The organism is Corynebacterium sp. p3-SID1761 (assembly GCF_055862885.1).
The window spans coordinates 42,442-65,121 of the sequence record NZ_JBSQBJ010000007.1; the positions used below are offsets into that span (position 1 = coordinate 42,442).

The following is a 22,680-nucleotide window of genomic DNA, read 5'->3' on the forward strand; positions in this document are numbered from 1 at the left end:
TGTGTAGAGCACAAATCGGTTCATAGAAGCGCTACTATTCCGGCATGACTTCTAGCCCTACGATCTCCACGTCCGAGCAAGCTAACCTGCATACCGTTGTGGTGCCAGCTGCCGGACTTGGAACCCGTTTCTTGCCTGCTACTAAGACTGTTCCGAAGGAGCTGCTTCCAGTTGTAGACACTCCCGGTATCGAGCTAATCGCCAAGGAAGCTGCTGACGCGGGGGCTGGTCGCCTCGCTATTGTGACAGCCCCGAAAAAGGGAGGTGTGCTCGGTCACTTCGATACCGACGCTGAGCTGGAAAGCACGCTGGAACAGCGAAACAAGACCGAACAACTGGCAAAGGTTCGAGCCACCGATGGATTGATCGATGTGGTCGCTGTGGAGCAGGAAAAGCCTTTGGGGCTGGGGCACGCTATTGGGCTGGCCGAGGAGACGCTGGATGATGACGAGGATTGCTTCGCCGTCATGCTGCCGGATGACCTGGTGCTGCCGATGGGCGTGATGGAGAAGATGCTGGCCGTACGTAAGCAGTATGGCGGGTCGGTCTTGTGTGCCTTCGAGGTGCCACGTGAGGAAGTAAGTAACTACGGCGTTTTTGAGATCGACGAGGCTGACCACGCCGATGTCAAAGTCGTCAAGGGCATGGTTGAGAAGCCGGCGGTGGAGGATGCTCCGTCGAACTTCGTTGCAACGGGTCGCTATCTGCTGGACCGTCAGGTATTCGACGCGCTGCGTCGCACCAAGCCTGGTAAGGGCGGCGAAATTCAGATCACCGATGCCATCGAGTTGATGATCACCGAAGGTCACCCAGTACACATTATTGTCCACCATGGTCTGCGCCATGATCTAGGTAACCCCGGTGGGTACATTCGAGCTTGCGTCGATTTCGCGTTGCAGAATGAGACTTATGGCCCCAGCTTGAAGACTTGGCTGCAAGAGCGCCTGGCACAAGAGAACTTGGGATCATAGAGAACTAACAAGCTTTTTAAGCTGAAGGGAACCTCTCATGCGATCGGTTGAAGAACAGCTGGCAATCATCACCTCTGCGGCGGTGACGCCTGAGCCAGTGCGCATCGCCATCACCGAGACCCTGGGCCTGCGCTGTGCAGAAAGGGTCGAAGGTTCCGAACCTTTGCCGGGCTTCGATCAGGCAGCGATTGACGGTTATGCCGTGAGAAGCGTCGACATCCGCCAGGCACTTACCCTCGCGCGAGGCGGGGATCACGGTGATACGTCAGAGGGCGGTAAAGCGGCTGAGAACCTCAGCGGAGTGAAGGAAACCCTGCCGATCGTTGGCGATGTTACGGCTGGTTCTCTAAGGCCAATTCGCCTACAACCGCGCCAAGCTGTGCGCGTTGAAATGGGAGCTCCGCTGCCGACCCTTGCCGATTCTGTGCTGCCGCTGGACTGGGTGGAAAAGGAAGGCCGTAAAATCCGCCCGCTGGAAGCCATCGCGTCCGGCGAGTTCGTCCACCGCAAAGGCTCTGATGTTCAGCCCGGAGACGTGGTCGTCGAAGAAGGTGCCGTCATTGGGGCAGCTCAAGTAGGGCTTTTGGCGGCAGTGGGACGCTCCAAAGTGCTGGTGTACCCGCGCCCGCGCCTGTCGGTGCTCTCCTTCGGACGCGAACTATTGGATATCGACCGTGACCCGGCCGTGGGACAGGTTTATGATGTGAACTCCTATGCGCTGGCTGCTGCTGCACGGGAAGCAGGCGCGGACGTCCACCGCGTCGGCATCTTGAGCGGTGAACCGCGCAAGATGCGAGAGGTCATCGAAAGCCAGCTACTCCGCTCCGAGGTAGTCGTCATCTCTGGTGCGATAGGCGGAGCCGCCAGCGATGAGCTGCGCGAGATTCTCTCTGAAATGGGAGAGATGGATATTCAGCGCATCGCTATGCACCCTGGCTCCGTAATGGGATTCGGCACCCTGGGACAAGACAAGGTGCCAACGTTCCTGCTGCCCTCTAACCCCTCGGCGGCGTTAGTGGCTTTCGAGGTTATGGTGCGTCCACTAGTACAGCTGATTCGCGGACGTCGTCAGGCCACTCGCCGGGTGGTGTCCGCCCGCACGATTGCAGCCATCGCCTCTGCCCCTGGTCGGCGTGGATTTATCCGCGGTCAGCTGATGCGTGACCGCGAAACCCGGGAGTTCCTGGTGGATCCACTCGGTGCGGTCAACGGCGGCGAGCCGACCCACCTGTTAGGCAGCCACGGACAGGCAAACTGCCTGATCGTAGTTCCTTCCGACGTCACCGACGTGGCGCCGGGGCAGGTCGTTGACGTGCTATTCCTCAGCAACAAGGAATAGTCCGCTCGTGTTGCACCGCCTCCGCGCTGCTCTTTCCTCCGCAGCGCTCGAAACCCGTGCGTCGGAACTGCGAACGCGTACCGTCCTCAGCCGCGGTCATCTTTATGGGACTGCCGAAGACACTGATGACGCCTTCACTCCCGGCCTGCCAGTCTCTCTGCGTCCCATTCGCGCAAGCGATGGCTCTCAGTGGAGAGCTGCGCGCATCGAAGATCAACACTTGCTGCAGCCATTTGAACCAACCACAGCCGTGGGGTGGGACGACGCACACAGCCCGGAGGCGTGGCGCAAGAACTTCCACAATCTGCAAGTTCTAGCTGCTGATCGCCTTATCGTGCCAATGGTCATCGACGTCGACGGGGAGTTCGCCGGCCAATTGACGATTGGAAACATTCAATACGGAACTATCTCAAGTGCCTGGATTGGTTATTGGGTTCACTCGCGATTCCAAGGTAGGGGAGTGGCCACCGCCGCTGTCGCTTTGGGCGTGGATCTGGGGATGCAAGAGGTGGGGCTGCACAGGATAGAGGCAACGGTCATGGCGGAGAACGTGGCGTCACGAAGAGTCCTTGAGAAAACCGGCTTCCGTACCGAGGGGCACCTGCGTCGAAACCTGCACATTAACGGCCAATGGCGGGATCACTATCTGGTGGCACAGACGCAGGAAGAAGTGCTGCCTGAGGGGCTGGTTCGCAGGTTGGTGAACCGAGGACTCTTGGGGCTGGCTGTGAACCGCCAATAGCCTCGGCGTGGCACCGCAGATTAGCCCACTGCACGGGTAGCGTGGCAAGCACTTGACCACTCACGCTGCCCGCATAAAGAACCCGAGGAGAACTGATACTCGTGTCCGGCTCCCTATTGCTCATCGCCGCCGTATGGCTGGTGCTGTTGGCGCCACTTTTGCTGCGCAACCAAAAACCCGTGCGACGGACTGCTCAGGCACTGAGTGAAACGAGGGTGCTGCACCGAGGGGGAAGCGAGCTTAATGCAAAGCGCAAGCTCAAGCCCGCAAAGGGGCTGTACATGAGCTCCGATGACGAGGAGCTGGAGCTGGTAGACGCGGAGCCGGAGTACGTCTTGCTGGAAGACGAGGATTCCAACGCGAACAAGAAGAAGGGCGCGTCGCGTGGGCTGCGAGATCTGATGACTTCTAAGAGCTCTGCGGATGAGGAGGCCGAGAAGGCCGCCGAGGTGATTGATGGTGAGGTTGTGGAGACCAACGATGACGACGTAGAAGACACCGGCGACGTTGCCGAAAAGGTCGTTTCTTCTGACGTGAAGGCTCCCTCGGCTACCGCCAATGTGTCGGGTGCTGCTGTGCGCTACACCGCTCAGGATGAGATGGACACTGGAGAGTTTTCCCCGGTGAAGAAGGCAGAGATGAGCGGTGAGGCAGACGCGGAAGGTGCTGATAGCGCCGCCTTTGGCGCGAATTCCGACAGCACCGGTGGTGCCGAAGTTGCCGAAGAAAACGCTGAAGAAGACACCCAAGAAAACACTGAAGAAAACACCGCTCGCCAAGCTGCGTACGCCGCAGTTCCTACCCAGTACGTGCGCGGCGGGGACGTGAAGGCGTCACCGGGCTTGGTCGATGAAGTCGACGCAGCTCCGGCAGGTAAGGCTGTGGATATCCTCGAGGATTCCGACGAGCTGAGCGAGGCCGACCTGAAGTACCTCGCTGCTCGCCGTGGCCGCGGCGTATATGACCCCGTGGCTTCCGCGGAGCTGGCTCGCCAGCGGCAGAATCGTCGCAAGAGGGTTCTGCTGGTTCTGCTCGCGCTGTGCGCACTAACTTTCGGTACGAGCCTCGCGCTGGGCGGCGCAGTGTGGCTGACCTTTATCGCAATGGTTGCATTCACTGCGTTCTATCTAGTTATGCTGCGCCGACAGGCCGTTGAAGAACGTGAACTGCGGCACCGTCGCCTGGCGCGCATGCGCCGCGCTCGCCTGGGCGTGCGCAACACTGAGGACGACGAGCTGGGTGTCCCGGATCGCCTCATGCGACCGGGTGCAGTGATCTTGGAAACGGATGACAACGATCCGGCCTTGAGCAATCTGGAATACGCCGACGGCGCCGACTTCTTCGACATGCCAGGCACCGAAACGCACGTGGGTCCTGGGGCGAACTCCAACACCAACTTCACTAACCCCCGCATTGCCGATCGCGACGAAGAATACCTCGACCCGCGCTCCGGCATCCGCGCGGTATAGGAGCGATCCGCGCGCATGCTGAACCACCCCGCCACGCGTGACGCGGCTCTGCTGTTGGTACGCCTCGTTACTGGAGTGATTTTCATCGCCCACGGCTGGCAGAAAGTCTTTATCGACGGCATGGATGGCAAAACTGGAACTATTGCCACCTTCGAAAGATTGCATATTCCGCAGCCGAAAATAAGCGCCTGGGCGGCCGCCATTTGCGAGATGATGGGCGGAGCGATGCTCATCGCAGGCTTGCTGACCACAGCCGTAGCCGGACTGTTCGTGATCTACAGCGCACTGGTGCTCTACTTTGTGCACTGGTCAAATGGTTTCTTCGTTACCGAAGGTGGCATGGAGTTTATGTTGCTCTTGGTCGTCTCCCTTATGATGATTGTTGTTTTCGGTGCGGGACGCGCGAGCTTGGACAAGGCACTGTCGCGCTTCGGCTGAGGTTAATAAACACGCAAGAGACGGGATGAGCGCATGGACTGTCAGGAAGTCAGAACCTCCATGTCGGCCCGCTTGGACGGAGAGACTGCGGAGCTGTCCGACGAGCTCATTGATGCGCACCTCGCAGGCTGCGAGGACTGCCAACGCTGGTACGCCACCATCACCGCGCTGGGCCGTCGCATGAATCTCACCACAGCGCCCGCTGAAGAGGAATCGAACCCCGGTGCTGAACATGACGACCGAAAGGCCGCACTGCTAGAGCAGGTTCTTGCCCAAGCTGATAGCGATCCGCAGATCAGTGTGGGACTCCGCCGTCGCCAGCTGCCTTTCGCGTTCGGTCGTTTTGCCCTGGTAGGGGTCGCCCTGGTCTATCTCGTTCGGGGACTGTCGCTGTTGTTCGGAGGGCCGATTGGGGACGACGCCGACTCGTCTCAACTCCACCTCGTTTCCGACGCTGCGACGATGCGCTTTGCCCTAGCTAGCGGATTGCTATGGGCGGCCTGGCGCCCCAAAGTTGCCTCTGCAGTCTTGCCGATCTACTTGGCCATGTGGGCTTTCGGCCTGGGTTTTGCCACCAGGGAAATCGTGCTGGGGCTAATAGGGGAAAGCGGCAACCTCAACGCCCTATGGCTGTTGTTTGTGCATCTTTTCGCAGTAGTGGCTTTGATTGTCGTGTGGGCTGGGCGACGAAACGTGTTCATGCCTCTGAAGCAATCCTTGCGCGCGCTCATGGCTCAGCCTGTCACTTTTAGCCCCAGCGATGCGCGCCGTCACTCTACGTACGAGGTAGGTCAACCTCGCCCGCGCGGATGGGAATAACCCATACCGTCGCCTACTTCTAACGCCAAGAAGGTAACCACATGCGCATATCGAAAGCAGCGTCATTGAGGGGTGCGGCTGTGTAAATCGGCAAGAAATACAGGAAATTCCAGACCACCAGCATCAAGTAGACGACGACCAGCAGCTGTCCAGGGCGAGCCTTGACGAATGTTCGAGGGGAGGAATACGGCTGGGCTACGCCCGGGCGCTGCCAGCGCACCAACTGACCCAGAGCCATAGCCAATGCGATGGCAAGGAATGGAACCAGGTTTGCAGCGTAGAACAAGTACATCTGGCGATCGAGGTTAAACAGCCAAGGAACAAATCCAGCTGCGAAGCCAAGAACCGGCACCACCCAACGGCGATCCTTGTGCACGATGAGGCACCACAGACCCCACAACATCACTGGAACGCATACCCACCACACAGCGGGAGTGCCGACCAGCAGGATCACCTTATGGATACCTTCATCGTTGGAGGGACTGTAATACATTAGCGAACGGCTGGAAACGAGCCACGACCAGGGCTTTGATTCCCAGTTGTGGTGGTGGCCATTGGAATTGGTCAGCTCAGTATGAAAACGCAGGACAGACACGTGGTAGTAGATAAAATTCTGCACGGTGTCTGGCAGGAAAGACCAGAACCAACCCTCCGTAGTACTAGCGAACTCACCGGATTCCACTGCGTGACGGAACACTCCCGCTTCGGAGGCGAACCACGCGCGCCAACTGACGACGTACAGGATTACGGGCACGATCACGATGGAGAAGAAGGAGGGTACAGCGTCGAAGAAGGCGGTTCCGAGAAGGGGACGGGCTACGCCGAAACGGCGGCGTCGAAAATAATCAACCGCAACGATCGTCACGCCGAAAAAGGCCATGTAGTAGAGGCCATTCCACTTGACCGCCAGCGACAGGCCCAGCGCGACGCCGGCGGTAAAGCGCCACCAGCGATAACCCATGCGGGGACCAAAAACCGAGTCCTGGATGCGATCCGAAGCCCAGACGCGCTGGAAGCGATCCTCCATCTGCTCAGCATCGCGGACGGCGCAATAAGCGGCCAGGCACAAAAGGAATACCTGGAAATGGTCCAACATTGCCGAGCGCCCGGTGACGAAAAGAATGCCATCGCAAATGGCGATGGTGCCGGCGAACATACCCACCAAATCCGACTTAGAAATGCGCCGAGCAATGGAGGCGATCAGCAGAATCACAACGACAGCCAGCAGAGCGGACATAATGCGCCAGCCCCACGGCGTATAGCCAAAAAGGGCCATGCCTAAAGCTTCGATTTGTTTACCGAGCGGTGGGTGGACGACCAATCCATAACCCGGGTTATCCTCGATGCCGCCAATCAGCGGATTAGACCAGCTCTGAAAAATTTGCCAGGCTTGCGGCACATAGTGTTTTTCGTCGAACACGGGAGTGCTCGCATCCGTTGGCCGCTGCAGCATCATGAGGCGACTCAGGGCGCCCAGCACGCCGAGGGCGAGCATGATGCCAGTCCAACGGGTCAGTGTGAATGACCGTGCCCGCGCAGCGATAGTTGCCCGACGTGCGCTTTTCCGTGCCCTTTCGGGGGTTTTCGGGGTAGCTGCTTTCACAGGCGTCGTCGGCGGCGTGGGTGGGGTCGTTGACGAGGTCGGCACGAAAGACAACCTTAGTAGAAGCACCGGACAAGCGGGAGCAATGGCGGGCATACTGGCGGTTATGAGTGATGCTGTTGATGCCGTAGCTACCGTTGATGCCAATGCGCTCGTCGCCCGCGCAGTCGAGAACCGTCCCTTGCCACGGGGCGGGATTATCCTGGCGGCCACGCCCTTGGGCAATCCACTGGATGCGTCTATACGCCTTATCGACGCCTTGGCGAGTGCCGATATCGTGGCCGCGGAGGATACCCGGTGTACTCGCACACTCGCGGACACACTGGGAGTGGAGATCGCAGGCAGGCTCTATTCAAACTTTGACCACAACGAATCCGTGCGGGCCGAGTTCTTTGTCGAGCAGGCTGAGCAGGGGCGTCGTGTGCTGGTGGTCACTGATGCAGGCATGCCATCCGTTTCCGACCCCGGTTTTCCGTTGGTCGTTGCTGCTCGGCGCGCCGGGGTTCCTGTGACCTGCCTGCCGGGTCCTTCTGCCGTGCCGACTGCCCTGGCGCTCTCGGGCTTGGGCATGGGGCATTTTGCATTTCTGGGGTTCGCGCCGCGCAAGGACGGCGCCCGGAGGTCTTTCTTTCAAGCTTTTAGTGACGCCACCTACGCGGTTTGTTTCTTTGAATCTCCGCACCGGCTGGCCAAGACTCTGCAGGTGGCAGCAGACGAATTGGGGGAGTACCGCCAGGCAGCGGTGTGCCGTGAACTGACAAAAACTTTCGAAGAAGTAAAGGTTGGCGGATTGGGGGAGCTGGCTCAGTGGGCGGCTGAAGGTGTGAAGGGGGAAATATGCGTTGTGGTGGATGCCGCTGCAGAAACAGAGGAACCAGATGTTGATTCTCTGGTCGAACTGGTGGAGCAGAAGGTTGCACAGGGCGACCGGTTAAAGACAGCAGCAGGGGAGGTGGCGAAAGCCAAGGGAGTGAGCAAGCGCGAGCTTTATGAGGCCGTCCTGCGCGGTCGCGGGGAATGAAGCGGTTGAAAAGTTCCAGCGTAACCCCCACTATGTAAAGAATGACAGTGTCAAGAGAAGAAGTGTTAGCGAAAGAGACTGAAGAGGTGGATGCTGGCCAGCTCATGGATGAGTCTGAGCAGGATCAACCGATCGATTGGGTGGTAACCGGCAGTGCTGCGGCTTTGATTTTGGCAGTCGTGCTGTGGGGCGTGTTCGGTGGCGATAGCTTCGCCGCATTCGCTTCTACTGCCCTGAGTTACGTGGTGGGCGACTGGGGCTGGCTGTACGTGCTGGCCGGAACCGTGTTCGTCGTTTTCATTCTGTTCATTGCGTTCAGCAAGTTCGGGCACATCCGATTGGGTAAGGATAACGAATCCCCAGAGTTCAACAGTGTGTCCTGGGTGGCGATGATGTTCGCTGCGGGCATGGGTATTGGCTTGATGTTCTATGGCGTCACTGAGCCACTGACTTATTACCGCAACGGCGTGCCAGGATCGAAGGATCACGACGTGGCAAGTTCCTTTGCTTCTACACTTTTCCACTGGGGCCTGCACCCGTGGTCTCTGTATGCCATCGTGGCGCTTGCTATCGCCTACAGCACCTTTCGCTTGGGGCGCAAGCAACTCCTCTCCGCAGCCTTCATCCCACTGATCGGAGAGAAACGCGCCGAGGGAGCACTCGGCAAGATCATTGATGTCGCCGCTATTTTCGCCACCGTCTTTGGCACCGCCGCGTCTCTGGGTTTGGGCGCTGTGCAGATTCAGTCTGGCCTGAAAGCAACGGATCTTATTTCCAACCCGGGTACTTCCGTGATCGTCGGCACGATTGTGATCCTGGGTCTGTGTTTCCTGGTTTCCGCTGCGTCCGGCGTAGGCAAGGGAATTCAGTACCTCTCTAATGCGAATATGATCCTGGCCGGTCTTATTGCACTATTTGTCCTGATTGCCGGGCCAACTGTGGTGATTTTGAATCTGATCCCGACTTCGCTGGGCAACTATTTTTCCCAGTTCTTCAGCATGGCAGCCCGTACCGCCGACTCGGGCGAGGGCGCGGGCGAGTGGCTGGGCTCTTGGACCATCTTCTACTGGGCATGGTGGGTCTCCTGGTCCCCATTCGTCGGGATGTTTGTCGCACGTATCTCCCGCGGTCGTACCATCCGCGAGTTCGTATCCGTTGTGCTCATGGTGCCTACTGTGGTCACCATCATCTGGTTTTCGATCTTCGGTGGCTCTGCCGTTCACGCAGAGGACACGGGCAACTCCATCTGGGGCGATGGTGAGGCCACCAGCCAGCTATTTAACCTGTTGCACACTCTGCCTATGGGCAAGGTCGCAAGTATCGTTGCGATGATTCTGCTGGCGACCTTCTTCATCACGTCCGCCGATTCTGCGTCCACGGTCATGGGCTCAATGTCGCAGCGCGGCAAGCTTGTCGCTAACCGTGGTGTCACGGTTCTGTGGGGTGCCCTGACTGCAGTGATTGCTCTCATGCTGCTGCTCACCGGTGGTGACGAGGCACTAACCAACTTGCAGAACGTCACGATCATTGCGGCAAGCCCCTTCCTGCTGGTGATCATTGCGTTGATGTTTGCCATCTTCAAGGCCTTGTCCAACGATCCTCTCTACCTGGATCAGAAGGCGCAGCGAGAATACGCTTTGCGCATGGCACGCGAGCGTCGCATCAACAAGCAGCGAGAAGCTGCGAATGCAAAGAAATCCCGGCGCGTCGAGGGAGCTGCCAAGGGAACTCAAGACGCATAAACTGACGCTATAGAAAAGCAGCCCAGGTAACCTGGGCTGCTTTCGCATCGTATAAGCGGATCACCTAATCTTAAGGTTATGTCTAAACGAGTTCTCACCTCAGTTGCATGGCCTTATGCCAACGGCCCCCGTCACATCGGCCACGTCGCCGGGTTCGGTGTGCCCTCGGATGTTTTCGCACGCTATCAGCGAATGGTCGGCAACGAGGTGCTCATGATCTCGGGCACCGACGAGCACGGCACACCGCTGCTGGTGCAAGCGGAAAAAGAAGGCACGACCGTTCAGGAACTTGCGGATCGTTACAACCGCATCATCGTCGAAGATTTGGCGGGACTCGGACTTTCCTATGATTTATTCACCCGCACCACCACGCGCAACCACTACGCCGTAGTGCAAGAGCTCTTCACCGGCCTTTACAACAACGGCTACATGGTCACCCAAACCACTCGCGGAGCCATCAGCCCGTCAACGGGGCGTACCCTTCCGGATCGCTATATCGAAGGCACCTGTCCGATCTGTGGCGCTAAGGACGCCCGTGGCGACCAATGTGACAACTGCGGTAACCAGCTGGATCCTGAGGATCTCATCGACCCGCGCTCCAAAATCAACGGCGAAACCCCGGAATTCGTCGATACCGAGCACTTCATGCTGGACCTTCCCGCTCTAGCCGACGCGCTGAGCACCTGGCTCAAAGGCCGCACCGATTGGCGACCGAACGTCCTGAAGTTCTCCCTCAACTTGCTAGAGGATATTCGCCCGCGCGCTATGTCCCGCGATATCGACTGGGGTGTGCCGATCCCCGTCGAGGGATGGCAGGACAACAACGCGAAGAAGCTCTACGTGTGGTTCGACGCCGTCGTGGGCTATCTCTCCGCGTCCATCGAATGGGCCTGGCGCATCGGTGACCCTGAGGTATGGCGCAAGTGGTGGAACGATCCGGAAGCGCTGTCCTACTACTTCATGGGTAAGGACAACATCACCTTCCACTCCCAGATTTGGCCTGCCGAACTGCTGGGATACAGCGGCAAGGGAGCCAAGGGCGGAGAGGCCGGCGAGTTGGCCGAGCCTGAGCTGAACCTCCCGACCGAGGTTGTGTCCTCCGAGTTCCTGACAATGTCGGGTTCCAAGTTCTCCTCTTCCAAGGGAGTTGTGATCTACGTCCGCGACTTCCTCAAGGAGTTCGGTCCCGACGCACTGCGTTACTTCATCGCCACCGCCGGCCCGGAGACCACTGACACCGATTTTACCTGGGATGAGTTTGTGCGCCGCATTAACTCCGAACTCGCAAATGAGTGGGGAAACCTGGTTAACCGCACGGTCTCTATGGCCTACAAGAACTTTGGCGAAGTGCCTACCCCAGGACCGCTCACTGCAGAAGACGAAGCACTGTTGGCCGAATCCGCCAAGGCTTTCGACGTGGTCGGCGACAACCTCAGCCGCTCTCGCTTTAAGGCCGGCATTACCGAAGCCATGCGCATTGCGGGTCGTGCCAACCAGTACATCGCCGCAATGGAGCCGTGGAAGCTGGCGAAGGACGAATCGCAGCGCGAGCGTCTCGCCACGGTTCTGTACACCGCACTGCAGGTCGTCTCGGACGTCAACACCTTGCTCACCCCCTACCTGCCGTTCTCCGCGCAGAAGATTTATGAAACTCTCGGCGGGGAAGGGACTTGGGCAGCTCAGCCAGAGGTTATTGAGGTGACTGATGAGTCTCCGCGGGAGCCAATGGGCGTCGGCCTACCGGAAAAGGGACGTACGTACCCCGTCATCATGGGCGACTACACAAAGCAAAAGGCGACATGGGCACGCCAAGAGATTCAGCCCGGAACGGTACTGCACAAGCCAAAACCACTGTTCCCCAAGCTGGACCCAGAGCTGGCAGAGACCGGACCCGAGTGGGCTCCTGTCCAAAAGTGACGCGGAGCTAGTCCGCGCGGCGTAGACCCGTAATCGGCATCAGCACCTCGTGGACGGATTCCACGCCGCGCCATGGGTACGCATCCCAGCCACGGCGCTCAGCAGCATCCAAGTTGGCCTGGCGATCGTCAAAGTAAACCAGGGAGGCGTCCTCGTAGCCGGCTGCGGCCGCGGCCTGCTCGAAGCGACGGAACGCGCCCTGGTGGGGCTTAGTGAACCGCAGGTCGGGGGAGAAACAGGTGACGGCTGCACCATCGGTCCAATCCTGGCTCAGCACCGCCTCCATCACCGGTCGCGGCGCGTTGCTGAAAATGCCCCATGGCTGATCAATAGCGTTGAGGTGGTTCAGCAGGTTGAGCACAGACGTGTTAACGGTAGAGCACAGTCGGGTGTCCGTCTCCTGCAACTCGGCGAGGAGTTCCGGGGTAGGGCTTACCCCAGCTGCGCGGCAGAGCGTGGTGAAATAGTCGTTCGGCCCCATCGAAAGACTATAGCTTTCACGGTAGCGACCATAGGCGGCCTCGAAGCTGAACGGATCAGTGATGATGGTCGGAACGCTAGTCTGACTGCCGGTATTGTCGCGGGACTGGATGCTGGCGTGGCGGATCATCACAGTGGTGAGCTCGCGCAGAGTGTGGTGGCGCTGAACCAGTACGCCACCCAAGTCGAAGACGATGAAGTGTTCCATGGTCAGAGTGCTTTCCTTTGCAGTGGTGTGGGAAGTAGCTGGTGGGAACTAGTAGGTTTAAAGCTAGTGTGCCTCGCCTGCATGGCCAGAAAGTGGCGCCAACGCGAAGCTAAAACGAACCGGGGGTGAACAAAATGCCGACTGTGCGACAAGGAGTGCGTCGCATCCCTTCCGCCGTCGCTTTCATTGCGGCATTGGCGGTATTGCTGACTAGCTCCAACTTGCGCAGCCCTGTGAGCACTTTTCCGCCCATCGCGGACCAGGTCGCCGATGGGCTGGAGGCTTCCGGGCTATTCATCGGCTTAGTGGGAATGGCTCCTACCGCAATGTTTGCCGTTGCCGCGATCCTTTCTGGTCCCATGGCCAAGGCGTTGTCTTTTCGGGCCGTCATTAGCACGGCAATGGTGCTCGCTACCGCCGGATTTGGACTAAGAACTATCGCATCCAACGAGATGCTGTTCCTTGCCGGCACCATGATCGGGCTGGTTGGGGTTGGTATAACCAACACCCTCTTACCCGCCGTGATTAAGGACTATTTTCCTTTCAAGCTCACGGTCATGTCCATTGCCTACATGGCAGTCGGGCAGGTCAGCATGGCCACTGCTTCTGTCGTTGCCGTGCCGCTCGCCGAACTCGGAGGCTGGCGTGTGGCGATCGGAGTGTGGGCCATCCCGCCGCTTTTGGCGCTGCTGTGCTGGGGTGTGCTTGTGTTTGCTGTGACTCCGGGAACCGCCAGCCAACGCGGTGGCGAGATGTTGCGACAGGCGCACCCGCGGAAGCTGATGGGCGTCATAAACAACAAAAACAACGAGTCCCGCGGCGCCTATAGTCATATTTGGAAGAACCCCGTGAGCTGGGGGATTGTGGTCATGTTCGCCATGACCTCCTCGATTTCCTACTGCTTTATCACCTGGGCGCCAAAGATCATTGTGGAGTCCGGTGGCTCGGCGCAGCTTGGTGGGGTTATCGGCGGAGTGTTCGCCATCGTCGGCACGGCGTCATCCTTCTTGGTGCCGTGGATGACCTCGCGCTTCGAACGCGGTGCAGCGGCGGTGACGATCCTCTCTTGTAGCTGCATGTTCGTTGCGCTGCTGATGGTGATTACTGACCCCATGCGCCTGCCGGTGGTGTGGATTTCGCTGGTGTCGCTGGGATGCTCGACCTTCCCGCTCGGGTTGATGCTGATCGCGACCCGCACTCGCGAACCGAGGGCCGCTGCGGTGCTTTCGTCGGGCGCGCAGGGCATCGGGTACACCGTCGCCTGCATTGGGCCTTTTGGTTTTGGTGCTCTTTATGACGCCACAGCGTCCTGGACCACCGGACTGAGTGTTCTCGTGGGATTCAATGTCGTCCTGCTGGGCGCGGGATTGGTGGCTAGTCGGAGGGTATTCGTCGACGATCGCTGACGGCCGATGACGGTTGCTGATAACCAGCCGCCAAAGGGTATTAAGGTGGTGCGCATGGCCAAAAAGAAGCGTCCCACCCCTGTTCCACCCGAGCCGATTGTGCCCCTTTTCGATTCGCACACTCACCTCTGGTCCACGGTATTGAAGAACCAGCGCAGGGAGGATGCGGATGTTCGCGAGTTTGGCGAGGACGATCACCGGCGCTTGGTGGGGGAGTTTATGGATCGCGCATATGCGGTTGGTGTGCGCGGGGTATGCACGGTTGGCGATGGTATTGAGGAAACGGAGAAGGCCTTGCAGGCCACGGAGTTTCATGATCGTGTATGGGCGGCCTGCGCTGTGCACCCCACAAAGGCTCAGACTGTGACGGAAAAGGTGCGTGAGCGTTTGCGGGAGATGGCCTTTCACCCACGCTGTGTGGCGATTGGTGAAACTGGATTGGATGCCTATTGGATTGGCAAAGATGCAGGAGATGGGGAGGAGACCCCGAGCATTGAGGTGCAGGAGGAGGCACTGCGCTTCCATATTGACCTGGCCTGTGAATCCGGCAAGGCGTTGATGATCCACAACCGTGAAGCGGATGCTGATCTATTGCGAGTGCTGGCCGATGCGCCCCAACCGGAGAACGTGATTCTGCACTGTTTTTCCTCTCCACTGGAGGTAGCCAAGAAAGCTCTGGATCGTGGCTATGTGCTCTCCTTTGCGGGCAACGTGACTTTCAAACGCAATGAGGAACTTCGTGAGGCGGCACGGATTGCGCCGCCGGAACAGGTTCTCGTGGAGACCGACGCTCCCTATATGACGCCTGAACCTTTTCGCGGTGCACGCAACGAGCCGGCTTTTGTGGGCTACACGGCGGCGTGTGTGGCGAAACAACGAGGAGTAAAGCCGCAGGAGCTCGGTGAGCTAGTGACAGCCAATGCTGCACGGCTCTATGGGATCGAACTCCGCTAGTGAGGTGTGTGTTTCTGCTGTGACGCGAGGTAACGAAAACGTATAAAAATTAACGCAAGTTAGCCTGCGTGTTTGCTGTTGTTGCAGATGTACCCCCATATTTGTGATTTGTGGAACATTTTGCCCCGGATCTTTGTCTCACAAGGATCGTTATCGTATTGTGACAAAAGTTAAAAAAATCGGCGTTCGGGCGCCCCGAGCAACAAGCGCAGTCGAAAAGCGCAGTCGAGACCTCGGGGCGTCACAATGAGAGAGGCAACGATCTAGTGTCACCGAAGAAGAAGTCCCACCTGCACCGCATTAACAACACCAACTCCACCCCGCTGCGCATCGCCACGGGTGGCATGCTCGCCACCCTGGTTGTCGGCGGCGGCGTTGCGGTCGCTGGGCAGAAGTCGGTCACCCTCGACGTCAACGGCGATATCATCCAGGCCAGCACCATGTCCGGCGACGTCAAGGGCGCCCTAAAGTCCGCTGGCGTGGAAATCGATAACCGTGCCATGGTTACCCCGGCACTCGATGAGGCCATCGGCGACAACTCCACGATCACCGTGCGCAGTGCTCGCACCGTGGCGCTAACCATCGACGGCAAGCAGGAAAAAATTGATACCACCGCGCTGACCGTAGGCTCCCTGCTGGATCAGATCGGTCGTGGCGATGCTGCAAACCAGCTGTCTCAGACGCGCAACAAGGAAATCCCGCTCGACGGCATGGAGCTGGAGATCGTTACCCCGAAGAAGTTCACCTTGAACGACGGTGGTGAAGAGGGTCGCATGAGCCTGCCCGCCCGCACCGTGGGCGAGATCTTCGAAATGCGCGGCACCCCGCTGGGCAAGGAAGACAAGGTCACCCCGGCCGCAGACACCCCGCTGGCAGAGGGGATGCACATTGACGTCACCCGCATCGCCACCCGCGATGAAACTAAGGTGAAGGAAGTTCCGGCTCCGGAGCGTGTGAAGGAAGACCCGAACATGCCAGAGGGCAAGGAAAAGATTGTCGAAAAGGGTGCTCCGGGCAAGGCTCGCGTCACTGTCACCGTCCGTACCGTCAATGGCCAGGAAGTAAGCCGCGACGAGAAGTCCTCCAAGGAGATCGCTGCTCCGAAGGAGCGCGTAATCATCCGCGGCACCAAGAAGGCTGCCGACAGTGAGGATTCCAAGGACTCCAACACGGGCGCAGCTGCACCGTCTGTAGCCGACGGTTCCGTATGGGATCAGCTGGCACAGTGTGAGTCCACCGGCAACTGGTCCATCAACACCGGCAACGGTTTCTCCGGAGGCCTGCAGTTCACCCCGTCCACCTGGGCAGGCTTCGGCGGCACGCAGTACGCACCGGCTGCCCACATGGCAACCCGCGAGCAGCAGATCGCCGTAGCCAAGAAGGTGCAGGCTGCCCAGGGCTGGGGCGCATGGCCTGCCTGCACTTCCAAGTTGGGTATACGCTAACCCGCTCGCCTCACCGCGCACCTTCGTCGGTTTTTATCGGGCACTAGCTCGACTATCCTGTGAATGGTGAATGAACGGAAGATTCGGCTGCTGGGGCCAAATGAGATCCGGCAGCTTGCCGAAGAGCTGGACCTAAACCCCACCAAGAAGCTGGGGCAGAACTTCGTCCACGATCCCAACACGGTGCGCAAAATCGTGAAGGCCGCCGACGTGTCCGCCGCGGACAACGTGGTAGAAATCGGGCCTGGCCTGGGGTCTTTGACTCTAGCGTTGCTGGAAACTGGAGCGAGTGTCACTGCCGTCGAAATCGACCCACGACTGGCCGGGAAACTACCCGCAACCCTTGCAGAACAAGGCGCCGAGGGGCTTGACGCTGCAGTGATTCTCAAGGACGCAATGGTCGTCACCGCCGAGGACTTTGCGAACGCGGGACGCCCACTTCCCACCGCACTGGTCGCGAATCTTCCCTATAACGTTTCCGTGCCTGTGCTCTTGCACATGCTGGAGGAATTCCCCAGCATCGATCGCGTGCTCGTCATGGTGCAGCTGGAAGTTGCAGACCGCCTAGCTGCGACTCCTGGCTCCAAAATCTATGGAGTGCCCAGTGTGAAGGCTGGATTCTATGGTTCCGTCAACCGCGCGGCGACCATCGGTAAAAACGTTTTCTGGCCTGCCCCCAAGATCGACTCTGGTCTGGTGCGGATAGACCGCTATGCCGAGGGAGAGCAGCCATGGGCGGAGATCGTCCGTGAAGCTGGCGAAGACACTGAAGCAGAAGACACTGAAGCAGAAAACTCTGAATCAGAGGCGCTGCGCCGTGAAGTGTTTGCTTTGGCCGATGCGGCATTCCTGCAAAGGCGCAAGACCTTAAGAGCCGCACTGTCCGGCCATTTCGGTAGCGGGCAAGCTGCCGAGGAGGCGCTGCGCAGCGCGGGGATCGATCCAACCCTGCGTGGCGAGAAGCTCTCCACCCAGCAATTTGTGCAGCTTGCCGTGACCTCCCTGCAAGGAAGTCAGCGAGGGGCTCGATGAGTGTGTCGCATATTTTTGGACCCCAAAAACCTCCATATCGCTCCATAACGGCGAGTGCGCACGGCAAGGTTAACTTGCACTTAGGCGTAGGTCCGGCCAGGGAAGATGGCTACCATGAGCTGGACACGATCTTTCAGGCTGTCTCCCTGAAGGAGGAGGTCACCGTAGCTCTGCGCGAAGATGATGATCCCGCGGAGTGCACGTGGAGCGTCTCCGGCTTTGACGCACACCTGGTACCGCAGGATTCCAGCAACCTGGCGTGGAAGGCTGTGGCTGTTATCCAAGACTTGGCACGGAAAGCTCATGTGCCCTGGGCAGACAAGCCCGTGCATATCCATATCGACAAAGGGATCCCCGTTGCTGGTGGCATGGCCGGTGGTTCGGCAGATGCCGCGGCCGCGCTGATTGCCGCTACAGAGCTGTACTTTCCGGCCCCCCGTGCTCCGCGTCGCCCGGATAGTGCAAAACTGGTAGAACTGGCCGCTGACCTGGGAGCAGATGTTCCTTTTTGCCTCCTCGGCGGCACCGCATGGGGCACAGGCAAGGGCGAGAACCTCATGCCCGTGATAGCCACAGGTACATATCACTGGGCCATCGCCACTGATAAACGCGGCCTGTCCACCCCGTCGGTATTCAAACAACTCGATCAGCAGCGTGCTAGTGCAGAAGTGAACAGCCCAAAGGCCGCCCGCGCGGGCAGCCCCGAGGCTTTGATCACTGCCCTTCGCGGGGGTGACCCCAAAGAGGTAGGCAAACTTCTAGTCAACGATCTGCAGGCACCGGCCATTAGTCTGCTGCCCAGTCTGCGGGAAACCCTCAGAGCCGCCGCTGAAGCCGGGGCCATTGCCGCAATCGTTTCCGGCTCTGGCCCGACCGTGGCCATGCTGTGTGCTTCTGCTGACGACGCGGTGGAGGTTGCCACAGCCGTAAGCGTTGCTGGAAAAGCCAGCTCCACAATGACGACTAGTTCCCCAGCTGCAGCTGCGGGCGTCATAAAAAGGGAGGAAGTACGTGACTAACCTCATTAACCTAGAAAAAGTCTCGAAGAGCTACGGGCTAAAGACCCTGCTCGATGACGTGAGCCTCGGCGTTGATAGCAACGACCGGATTGGCGTCGTGGGGCTCAACGGTGGGGGGAAGTCCACCCTGCTGAATATTCTGAGCAAGAAGGACGAACCGGATTCCGGGCGTGTGAGCCACAACAACGACCTGCGCATGGCCATGGTCACCCAGGATGTACTGCGCGACGCACCGGCAGATATGACCGTCGCCGGGGCAGTGCTGGAACCACTAGGGCTGCAGGAGTACGAATGGGCCGGCAATCCGAAGGTCCGCAGCGTGCTTAACGGATTGGATATCGCCCGCCTGGGGCTGGATGCGAAGGTGCAGGAGCTCTCCGGTGGTGAGCGTCGTCGCACGGGCCTGGCCGCTGCTCTAGTGCAGGATCTCGACCTGTTGATTCTGGATGAGCCGACCAACCACCTGGATGTCGAGGGCGTGCAGTGGCTCGCTGAGCACCTACTGAGTCGCAACACTGCGCTGGTTATCGTCACCCACGACCGCTGGTTCCTGGACACCGTCGCCAACCACACCTGGGAGGTACACGACGGAGTGGTGGACGTGTACGAGGGCGGCTACAACGACTGGACTTTCGCTCGCGCGGAACGTGCCCGCCAGGCCGATGCCGCTGAACAGCGACGTCAGAACTTGGCGCGTAAAGAATTGGCGTGGCTGCGCCGCGGCGCACCGGCGCGTACCTCCAAGCCGCGATACCGCATTGAGGCCGCGGAGTCTTTGATCGCCGATGTGCCGCCGATGCGAAACAAAGTGGAGCTCATGAGCTTCTCCGCACGCCGTCAGGGCAAAAAGGTCATCGATCTGGAAGAGGCGCGTATCACCACGCCCGACGGACGCACTCTGGTCGATGACCTGACCTGGCGCCTCGGCCCCGGCGAACGCATTGGCCTGGTCGGAGTAAATGGCTCTGGAAAGACCACACTGCTGCGCACTTTGGCCGGTGAAGCGCCATTGGACAACGGACGTCGTGTGGAAGGCAAGACTGTGCGCCTGGGGTGGCTACGCCAGGAGCTGGACGACCTGGATCCCACGAAGCGGTTGCTCGAATCCGTTGAGGATGTTGCCAGCTATGTGACCTTCGGGGAAAAGGAAATCACTGCTTCGCAACTGGCTGAGCGCCTGGGCTTTAGCGCGAAGCGGCAACGCACACCCATCGGCGATCTTTCTGGTGGCGAAAAGCGCCGCCTGCAGCTCACTCGCGTGCTTATGAGCGAACCGAACGTGCTGCTGCTGGACGAGCCGACCAATGACCTCGATATCGATACGCTGCAAGAGCTCGAAAGCTTGCTGGATGAATGGCCCGGCACGCTCGTGGTCATTTCCCACGACCGGTATCTGATCGAACGCATCTGCGATTCCACCTGGGCGCTTTTCGGCGATGGACAGTTGACTAACCTGCCCGGTGGAATTGAGCAGTACCTAGAGCACCGCAAACAACAGGCCAGTGCGGAAGAACGCAAGAACACCCTGTCGTTCGACGCTGCTGGTTCGGTCGCCGGTGCAGAGTCTGACGCTGTTTCTTCTGGACGCCCCAGCCTCGGTGCCAAGGAAGTTCATGCTCTCACTAAGGAAATGAGTGCGCTGGAAAGGAAGATGACCAAGGTCGAAGCAAAGATCAATTCCATCCACGGGAAGATGAATGAGGTGGCAGAGAAGGCGGCCACTGGGGAGCCTGTCACCGAGGAGTTAGCTGCGCTTGATAAAGATTTGAAGGCAGCCCAGGATGAACACGGCGAGCTAGAGATGAAGTGGCTGGAAATTGGGGAGAAGCTTGAAGATAGCTGATGTTGCCTCCGATGCCGAGGAGGAGCTTGCGGAGAGGTTTAGCGCCGCCAGGGATCAGTGGGAGTCCCACGTTGATCCCGGTGGCGTGGTTGTCGGCGCGCTGTTGTTTGCAGCCTCGCTGACCCCTTCGCTGTTGCCACGCGACTGGCTTTTCCAGGGAGTCGTCGCTGGTATCTCCGGTGGTACGGGCTACATCATGGGCGTCTTTCTGCATTGGCTGTGGGAGGCGTTTCTGCACAAATACTTCAGCGAACCTCTGTGGAAGTGGCGCCGCAAAGCCAGGGAATATGTGCGCCGCTTCCAACTCCGCGTTGGTCTGAGTGACCAGAGGATGGGGAAACTCAAGACCGGCCTGGAGGTCGTCTTCGTCCTTATTGTGATTCTGGCTCTATTGGTGTGGATCTCCTTCGCTGTCCGCTGGCAGCAGGAGCTGGCAAACCTAATGGGCGCGGAGGCCTATACGGCGGGAGAGTTCCTGTTGGTGTTGCCCGTTGGCATTGGCTTGTGGGCGCTGATTGTCCTTGTGGGCAAGGGGTTGCTCTGGCTGATCGAAGTCTTGGAGGAAGGCCCAGTCGGGCGCCGTCTCGGCGGAGTTACTCGACAATTGTTTGCCTGGATGGCGGTTGTGCTGGCCTTGGGGTTCGTTGTAGATACGGTTGTGCCCGGCACGATCGTGCACGCAACTGAAAATGTGTTTTCTGTCCGTGACCAGGAGATTAGAGCGGACCTGAAACAGCCTCATGTGCCGGAGCGTTCCGGTAGTTCGGCGTCACCCAATAAATGGGAAGACCTGGGTGCTTTCGGTACGCGCTTTGTTGGACTGGGGCTCTATAAGAACGAACTTGAAGAGCTCACCGGCCGCCCTAGCAAAGAACCCATCCGGGTGTATGCCAGCTTGAAGAATGGCAGCGAAGATACCGACGCGGCGCGCGCGGAAAGTGTGGTCAATGAGTTGAAACGGACGGGGGCAAAGGATCGTCGGGCGCTGCTTGTGGTCCCCGCGACCGGCACAGGGTGGGTGAACCCCACGGCTGCTCAAGCTTTCGAGCTGATGTTTGATGGTGACTCCGCTATCGCCTCGGCGCAATACTCGTACCTGCCTAGCGGCGTACAGTTCATCGCTGATCAGCAGCGTGTGGAAGACGCTGGCGAGGCGCTAGTTTCCACCGTCGTCGACTGGTGGCACACTTTGCCGAAGGATCACCGGCCTAAGCTCTACGTCTATGGCGAATCTCTAGGTACCAATGCCGGCAGCGGCGCGTTTTCAGGTGTTCGGGACATCGCCGCCAGCGTTGATGGTTTGTTATGGGCGGGGCCACCGAATTCCAACAAGTTGTGGCACGGCCTGGTTGACCGGCGCGATCCCGGTTCGCCGCAGGTTTCTGCGGAATACGCGGGCGGGTTGAATGTGCGCTTCGCCGAAAACACCGATGAAATCTGGAGTTGGCGCGATGAGGTGGACTTGAATTCCCCAGGTGGTTGGCACCATCCGCGCATCCTTTTCCTGCAACACCCCTCTGATCCAGTGGTGTGGTGGTCACCGTCGCTGATAGCCAGGGAACCAGACTGGTTAAAGGAACCCGCTGGGTTCGACCGCTCGCCGTCGATGTCGTGGATTCCTTTTGTTACGTTCTGGCAGGTAACAATGGATCTTCCCGTCGCCGCCAATGTGCCGAATGGACATGGGCACAATTACGGCAATGGAGTGCTGGACGCCATGCTCGCGATGGTCGGCGGGGAAGACTTCAACCCTGTTCGGGCTGAAGAACTGCGGAAACAACTGGACGAGGCAATGCTCACCCAGGGGCCGGAGAAAGAAGTCGGTGTCGACAACGGCTAATACGAGCCGGGGCTGCTTGCGTACCGCAGAAAAGCGTAAGCTGGGGAACCATGATCCTGATCAACGTTAAGTACAAGGTTCGCCCAGAGTTCGCCGACAACTTCCTGCAGGAGGTCTCCTGGTTCACCGAGTCCACCCGTGCGGAGGAGGGCAACATCTTCTTCGACTGGTTCCGCGATCCGGAAACCCCGAATGAGTACCTACTGATCGAAGCCTTCCAGGACGATAGCGACGTTGCACACGTTGAGTCCGAGCACTTCAAGCGCGCCTGCGATGAAATGCCGAAGTACCTGCTGGAGACCCCGGAGATCATCAATACGAAGATCCCGGGCAAGACCGAGTGGGATCGCATGGCTGAGTTCCGCGTCGAGGACAACTAGCCCAGTAATCAG

Annotated in this window: 19 protein-coding genes; 17 read left to right on the top strand and 2 right to left on the bottom strand. The window is 59.1% G+C overall.

Features of this window, described 5'->3' with window-relative positions; translation table 11 throughout:
* The first annotated feature begins 44 nt into the window (after positions 1-44).
* The 6 genes from ACWXWJ_RS05345 to ACWXWJ_RS05370 all read left to right on the top strand — a co-directional run bounded on the left by ACWXWJ_RS05345 (position 45) and on the right by ACWXWJ_RS05370 (position 5,778).
* A complete protein-coding gene (locus ACWXWJ_RS05345) occupies positions 45-971 on the top strand; it encodes a UTP--glucose-1-phosphate uridylyltransferase (protein WP_293790971.1) in 927 nt (308 codons plus the stop codon).
* A 37-nt stretch (positions 972-1,008) separates the two neighbouring features.
* A complete protein-coding gene (glp, locus tag ACWXWJ_RS05350) occupies positions 1,009-2,310 on the top strand; it encodes a molybdotransferase-like divisome protein Glp (protein ID WP_473963751.1) in 1,302 nt (433 codons plus the stop codon).
* A 7-nt stretch (positions 2,311-2,317) separates the two neighbouring features.
* Positions 2,318-3,052, top strand: coding sequence for a GNAT family N-acetyltransferase (locus ACWXWJ_RS05355; RefSeq protein WP_448308371.1), 735 nt, complete (start codon positions 2,318-2,320; stop codon positions 3,050-3,052).
* A 101-nt stretch (positions 3,053-3,153) separates the two neighbouring features.
* A complete protein-coding gene (sepX, locus tag ACWXWJ_RS05360; protein WP_448308372.1) occupies positions 3,154-4,521 on the top strand; it encodes a divisome protein SepX/GlpR in 1,368 nt (455 codons plus the stop codon).
* Between the two features lie 15 nt (positions 4,522-4,536).
* Positions 4,537-4,959 carry a DoxX family protein gene (locus ACWXWJ_RS05365; protein ID WP_473963752.1) on the top strand — a complete coding sequence of 141 codons (423 nt, stop codon included), beginning with the start codon at positions 4,537-4,539 and terminating at the stop codon, positions 4,957-4,959.
* A 33-nt stretch (positions 4,960-4,992) separates the two neighbouring features.
* Complete coding sequence (locus ACWXWJ_RS05370) at positions 4,993-5,778, top strand: zf-HC2 domain-containing protein (protein ID WP_473963753.1); 786 nt, start codon at positions 4,993-4,995, stop codon at positions 5,776-5,778.
* 19 nt (positions 5,779-5,797) lie between these two features.
* Here ACWXWJ_RS05370 and ACWXWJ_RS05375 read toward each other — a convergent pair whose 3' ends face one another.
* Complete coding sequence (locus ACWXWJ_RS05375) at positions 5,798-7,273, bottom strand: dolichyl-phosphate-mannose--protein mannosyltransferase (RefSeq protein ID WP_473963754.1); 1,476 nt, start codon at positions 7,271-7,273, stop codon at positions 5,798-5,800.
* 214 nt (positions 7,274-7,487) lie between these two features.
* On the opposite strand from ACWXWJ_RS05375, the gene rsmI reads away from it, so the two are divergent.
* From rsmI to metG, 3 genes are all read left to right on the top strand, one after another.
* Positions 7,488-8,402: a 16S rRNA (cytidine(1402)-2'-O)-methyltransferase gene (gene rsmI, locus ACWXWJ_RS05380; protein ID WP_473963777.1), complete on the top strand. Its 915-nt coding sequence runs from the start codon at positions 7,488-7,490 to the stop codon at positions 8,400-8,402.
* A gap of 41 nt (positions 8,403-8,443) precedes the next feature.
* A complete protein-coding gene (locus tag ACWXWJ_RS05385) occupies positions 8,444-10,144 on the top strand; it encodes a BCCT family transporter (RefSeq protein WP_473963755.1) in 1,701 nt (566 codons plus the stop codon).
* 78 nt (positions 10,145-10,222) lie between these two features.
* Positions 10,223-12,061, top strand: a complete 1,839-nt coding sequence (metG, locus tag ACWXWJ_RS05390) for a methionine--tRNA ligase (protein ID WP_473963756.1) — start codon at positions 10,223-10,225, stop codon at positions 12,059-12,061.
* A 7-nt stretch (positions 12,062-12,068) separates the two neighbouring features.
* On the opposite strand, the gene ACWXWJ_RS05395 is transcribed toward metG, so the two are convergent.
* Entirely contained in the window at positions 12,069-12,749 is a 681-nt protein-coding gene (locus ACWXWJ_RS05395) for an HAD family hydrolase (protein ID WP_473963757.1), read from the bottom strand.
* A 143-nt stretch (positions 12,750-12,892) separates the two neighbouring features.
* Between ACWXWJ_RS05395 and ACWXWJ_RS05400 the strand changes: the two genes are divergently transcribed.
* The 8 genes from ACWXWJ_RS05400 to ACWXWJ_RS05435 all read left to right on the top strand — a co-directional run bounded on the left by ACWXWJ_RS05400 (position 12,893) and on the right by ACWXWJ_RS05435 (position 22,668).
* Positions 12,893-14,155 (top strand): MFS transporter, encoded by a 1,263-nt coding sequence (locus tag ACWXWJ_RS05400; RefSeq protein ID WP_473963758.1) that lies wholly within the window; start codon positions 12,893-12,895, stop codon positions 14,153-14,155.
* 54 nt (positions 14,156-14,209) lie between these two features.
* On the top strand, positions 14,210-15,109 hold the full coding sequence (locus ACWXWJ_RS05405) for a TatD family hydrolase (RefSeq protein WP_473963759.1): 900 nt from the start codon (positions 14,210-14,212) through the stop codon (positions 15,107-15,109).
* A gap of 266 nt (positions 15,110-15,375) precedes the next feature.
* Entirely contained in the window at positions 15,376-16,554 is a 1,179-nt protein-coding gene (locus ACWXWJ_RS05410; protein ID WP_473963760.1) for a transglycosylase family protein, read from the top strand.
* Between the two features lie 63 nt (positions 16,555-16,617).
* Positions 16,618-17,586, top strand: a complete 969-nt coding sequence (rsmA, locus tag ACWXWJ_RS05415) for a 16S rRNA (adenine(1518)-N(6)/adenine(1519)-N(6))-dimethyltransferase RsmA (protein ID WP_473963761.1) — start codon at positions 16,618-16,620, stop codon at positions 17,584-17,586.
* Complete coding sequence (locus ACWXWJ_RS05420) at positions 17,583-18,605, top strand: 4-(cytidine 5'-diphospho)-2-C-methyl-D-erythritol kinase (protein WP_293790984.1); 1,023 nt, start codon at positions 17,583-17,585, stop codon at positions 18,603-18,605. The genes rsmA and ACWXWJ_RS05420 overlap by 4 nt, the downstream gene beginning before the upstream one ends.
* Complete coding sequence (locus ACWXWJ_RS05425; protein ID WP_473963762.1) at positions 18,598-20,448, top strand: ABC-F family ATP-binding cassette domain-containing protein; 1,851 nt, start codon at positions 18,598-18,600, stop codon at positions 20,446-20,448. Before ACWXWJ_RS05420 ends, ACWXWJ_RS05425 begins: the two co-directional genes overlap by 8 nt.
* Entirely contained in the window at positions 20,435-22,288 is a 1,854-nt protein-coding gene (locus ACWXWJ_RS05430; RefSeq protein WP_473963763.1) for an alpha/beta hydrolase, read from the top strand. Before ACWXWJ_RS05425 ends, ACWXWJ_RS05430 begins: the two co-directional genes overlap by 14 nt.
* Before the next feature lie 50 nt (positions 22,289-22,338).
* The gene (locus ACWXWJ_RS05435) at positions 22,339-22,668 is read left to right on the top strand and encodes a putative quinol monooxygenase (protein WP_293790987.1); all 330 of its coding nucleotides are present in this window, start codon (positions 22,339-22,341) and stop codon (positions 22,666-22,668) included.
* Positions 22,669-22,680 lie beyond the last annotated feature (12 nt).

Excerpts from the sequence above, each read along its gene's own strand:
- ACWXWJ_RS05365 (WP_473963752.1), top strand. The coding sequence starts at position 4,537 with ATGCTGAACCACCCCGCCACGCGTGACGCGGCTCTGCTGTTGGTACGC.
- ACWXWJ_RS05395 (WP_473963757.1), bottom strand. The coding sequence starts at position 12,749 with ATGGAACACTTCATCGTCTTCGACTTGGGTGGCGTACTGGTTCAGCGC.
- glp (WP_473963751.1), top strand. The coding sequence starts at position 1,009 with ATGCGATCGGTTGAAGAACAGCTGGCAATCATCACCTCTGCGGCGGTG.
- ACWXWJ_RS05435 (WP_293790987.1), top strand. The coding sequence starts at position 22,339 with ATGATCCTGATCAACGTTAAGTACAAGGTTCGCCCAGAGTTCGCCGAC.
- ACWXWJ_RS05345 (WP_293790971.1), top strand. The coding sequence starts at position 45 with ATGACTTCTAGCCCTACGATCTCCACGTCCGAGCAAGCTAACCTGCAT.
- metG (WP_473963756.1), top strand. The coding sequence starts at position 10,223 with ATGTCTAAACGAGTTCTCACCTCAGTTGCATGGCCTTATGCCAACGGC.
- ACWXWJ_RS05420 (WP_293790984.1), top strand. The coding sequence starts at position 17,583 with ATGAGTGTGTCGCATATTTTTGGACCCCAAAAACCTCCATATCGCTCC.
- rsmI (WP_473963777.1), top strand. The coding sequence starts at position 7,488 with ATGAGTGATGCTGTTGATGCCGTAGCTACCGTTGATGCCAATGCGCTC.
- ACWXWJ_RS05375 (WP_473963754.1), bottom strand. The coding sequence starts at position 7,273 with ATGCTCGCCCTCGGCGTGCTGGGCGCCCTGAGTCGCCTCATGATGCTG.
- rsmA (WP_473963761.1), top strand. The coding sequence starts at position 16,618 with ATGGTGAATGAACGGAAGATTCGGCTGCTGGGGCCAAATGAGATCCGG.
- ACWXWJ_RS05370 (WP_473963753.1), top strand. The coding sequence starts at position 4,993 with ATGGACTGTCAGGAAGTCAGAACCTCCATGTCGGCCCGCTTGGACGGA.
- ACWXWJ_RS05405 (WP_473963759.1), top strand. The coding sequence starts at position 14,210 with ATGGCCAAAAAGAAGCGTCCCACCCCTGTTCCACCCGAGCCGATTGTG.
- ACWXWJ_RS05385 (WP_473963755.1), top strand. The coding sequence starts at position 8,444 with ATGACAGTGTCAAGAGAAGAAGTGTTAGCGAAAGAGACTGAAGAGGTG.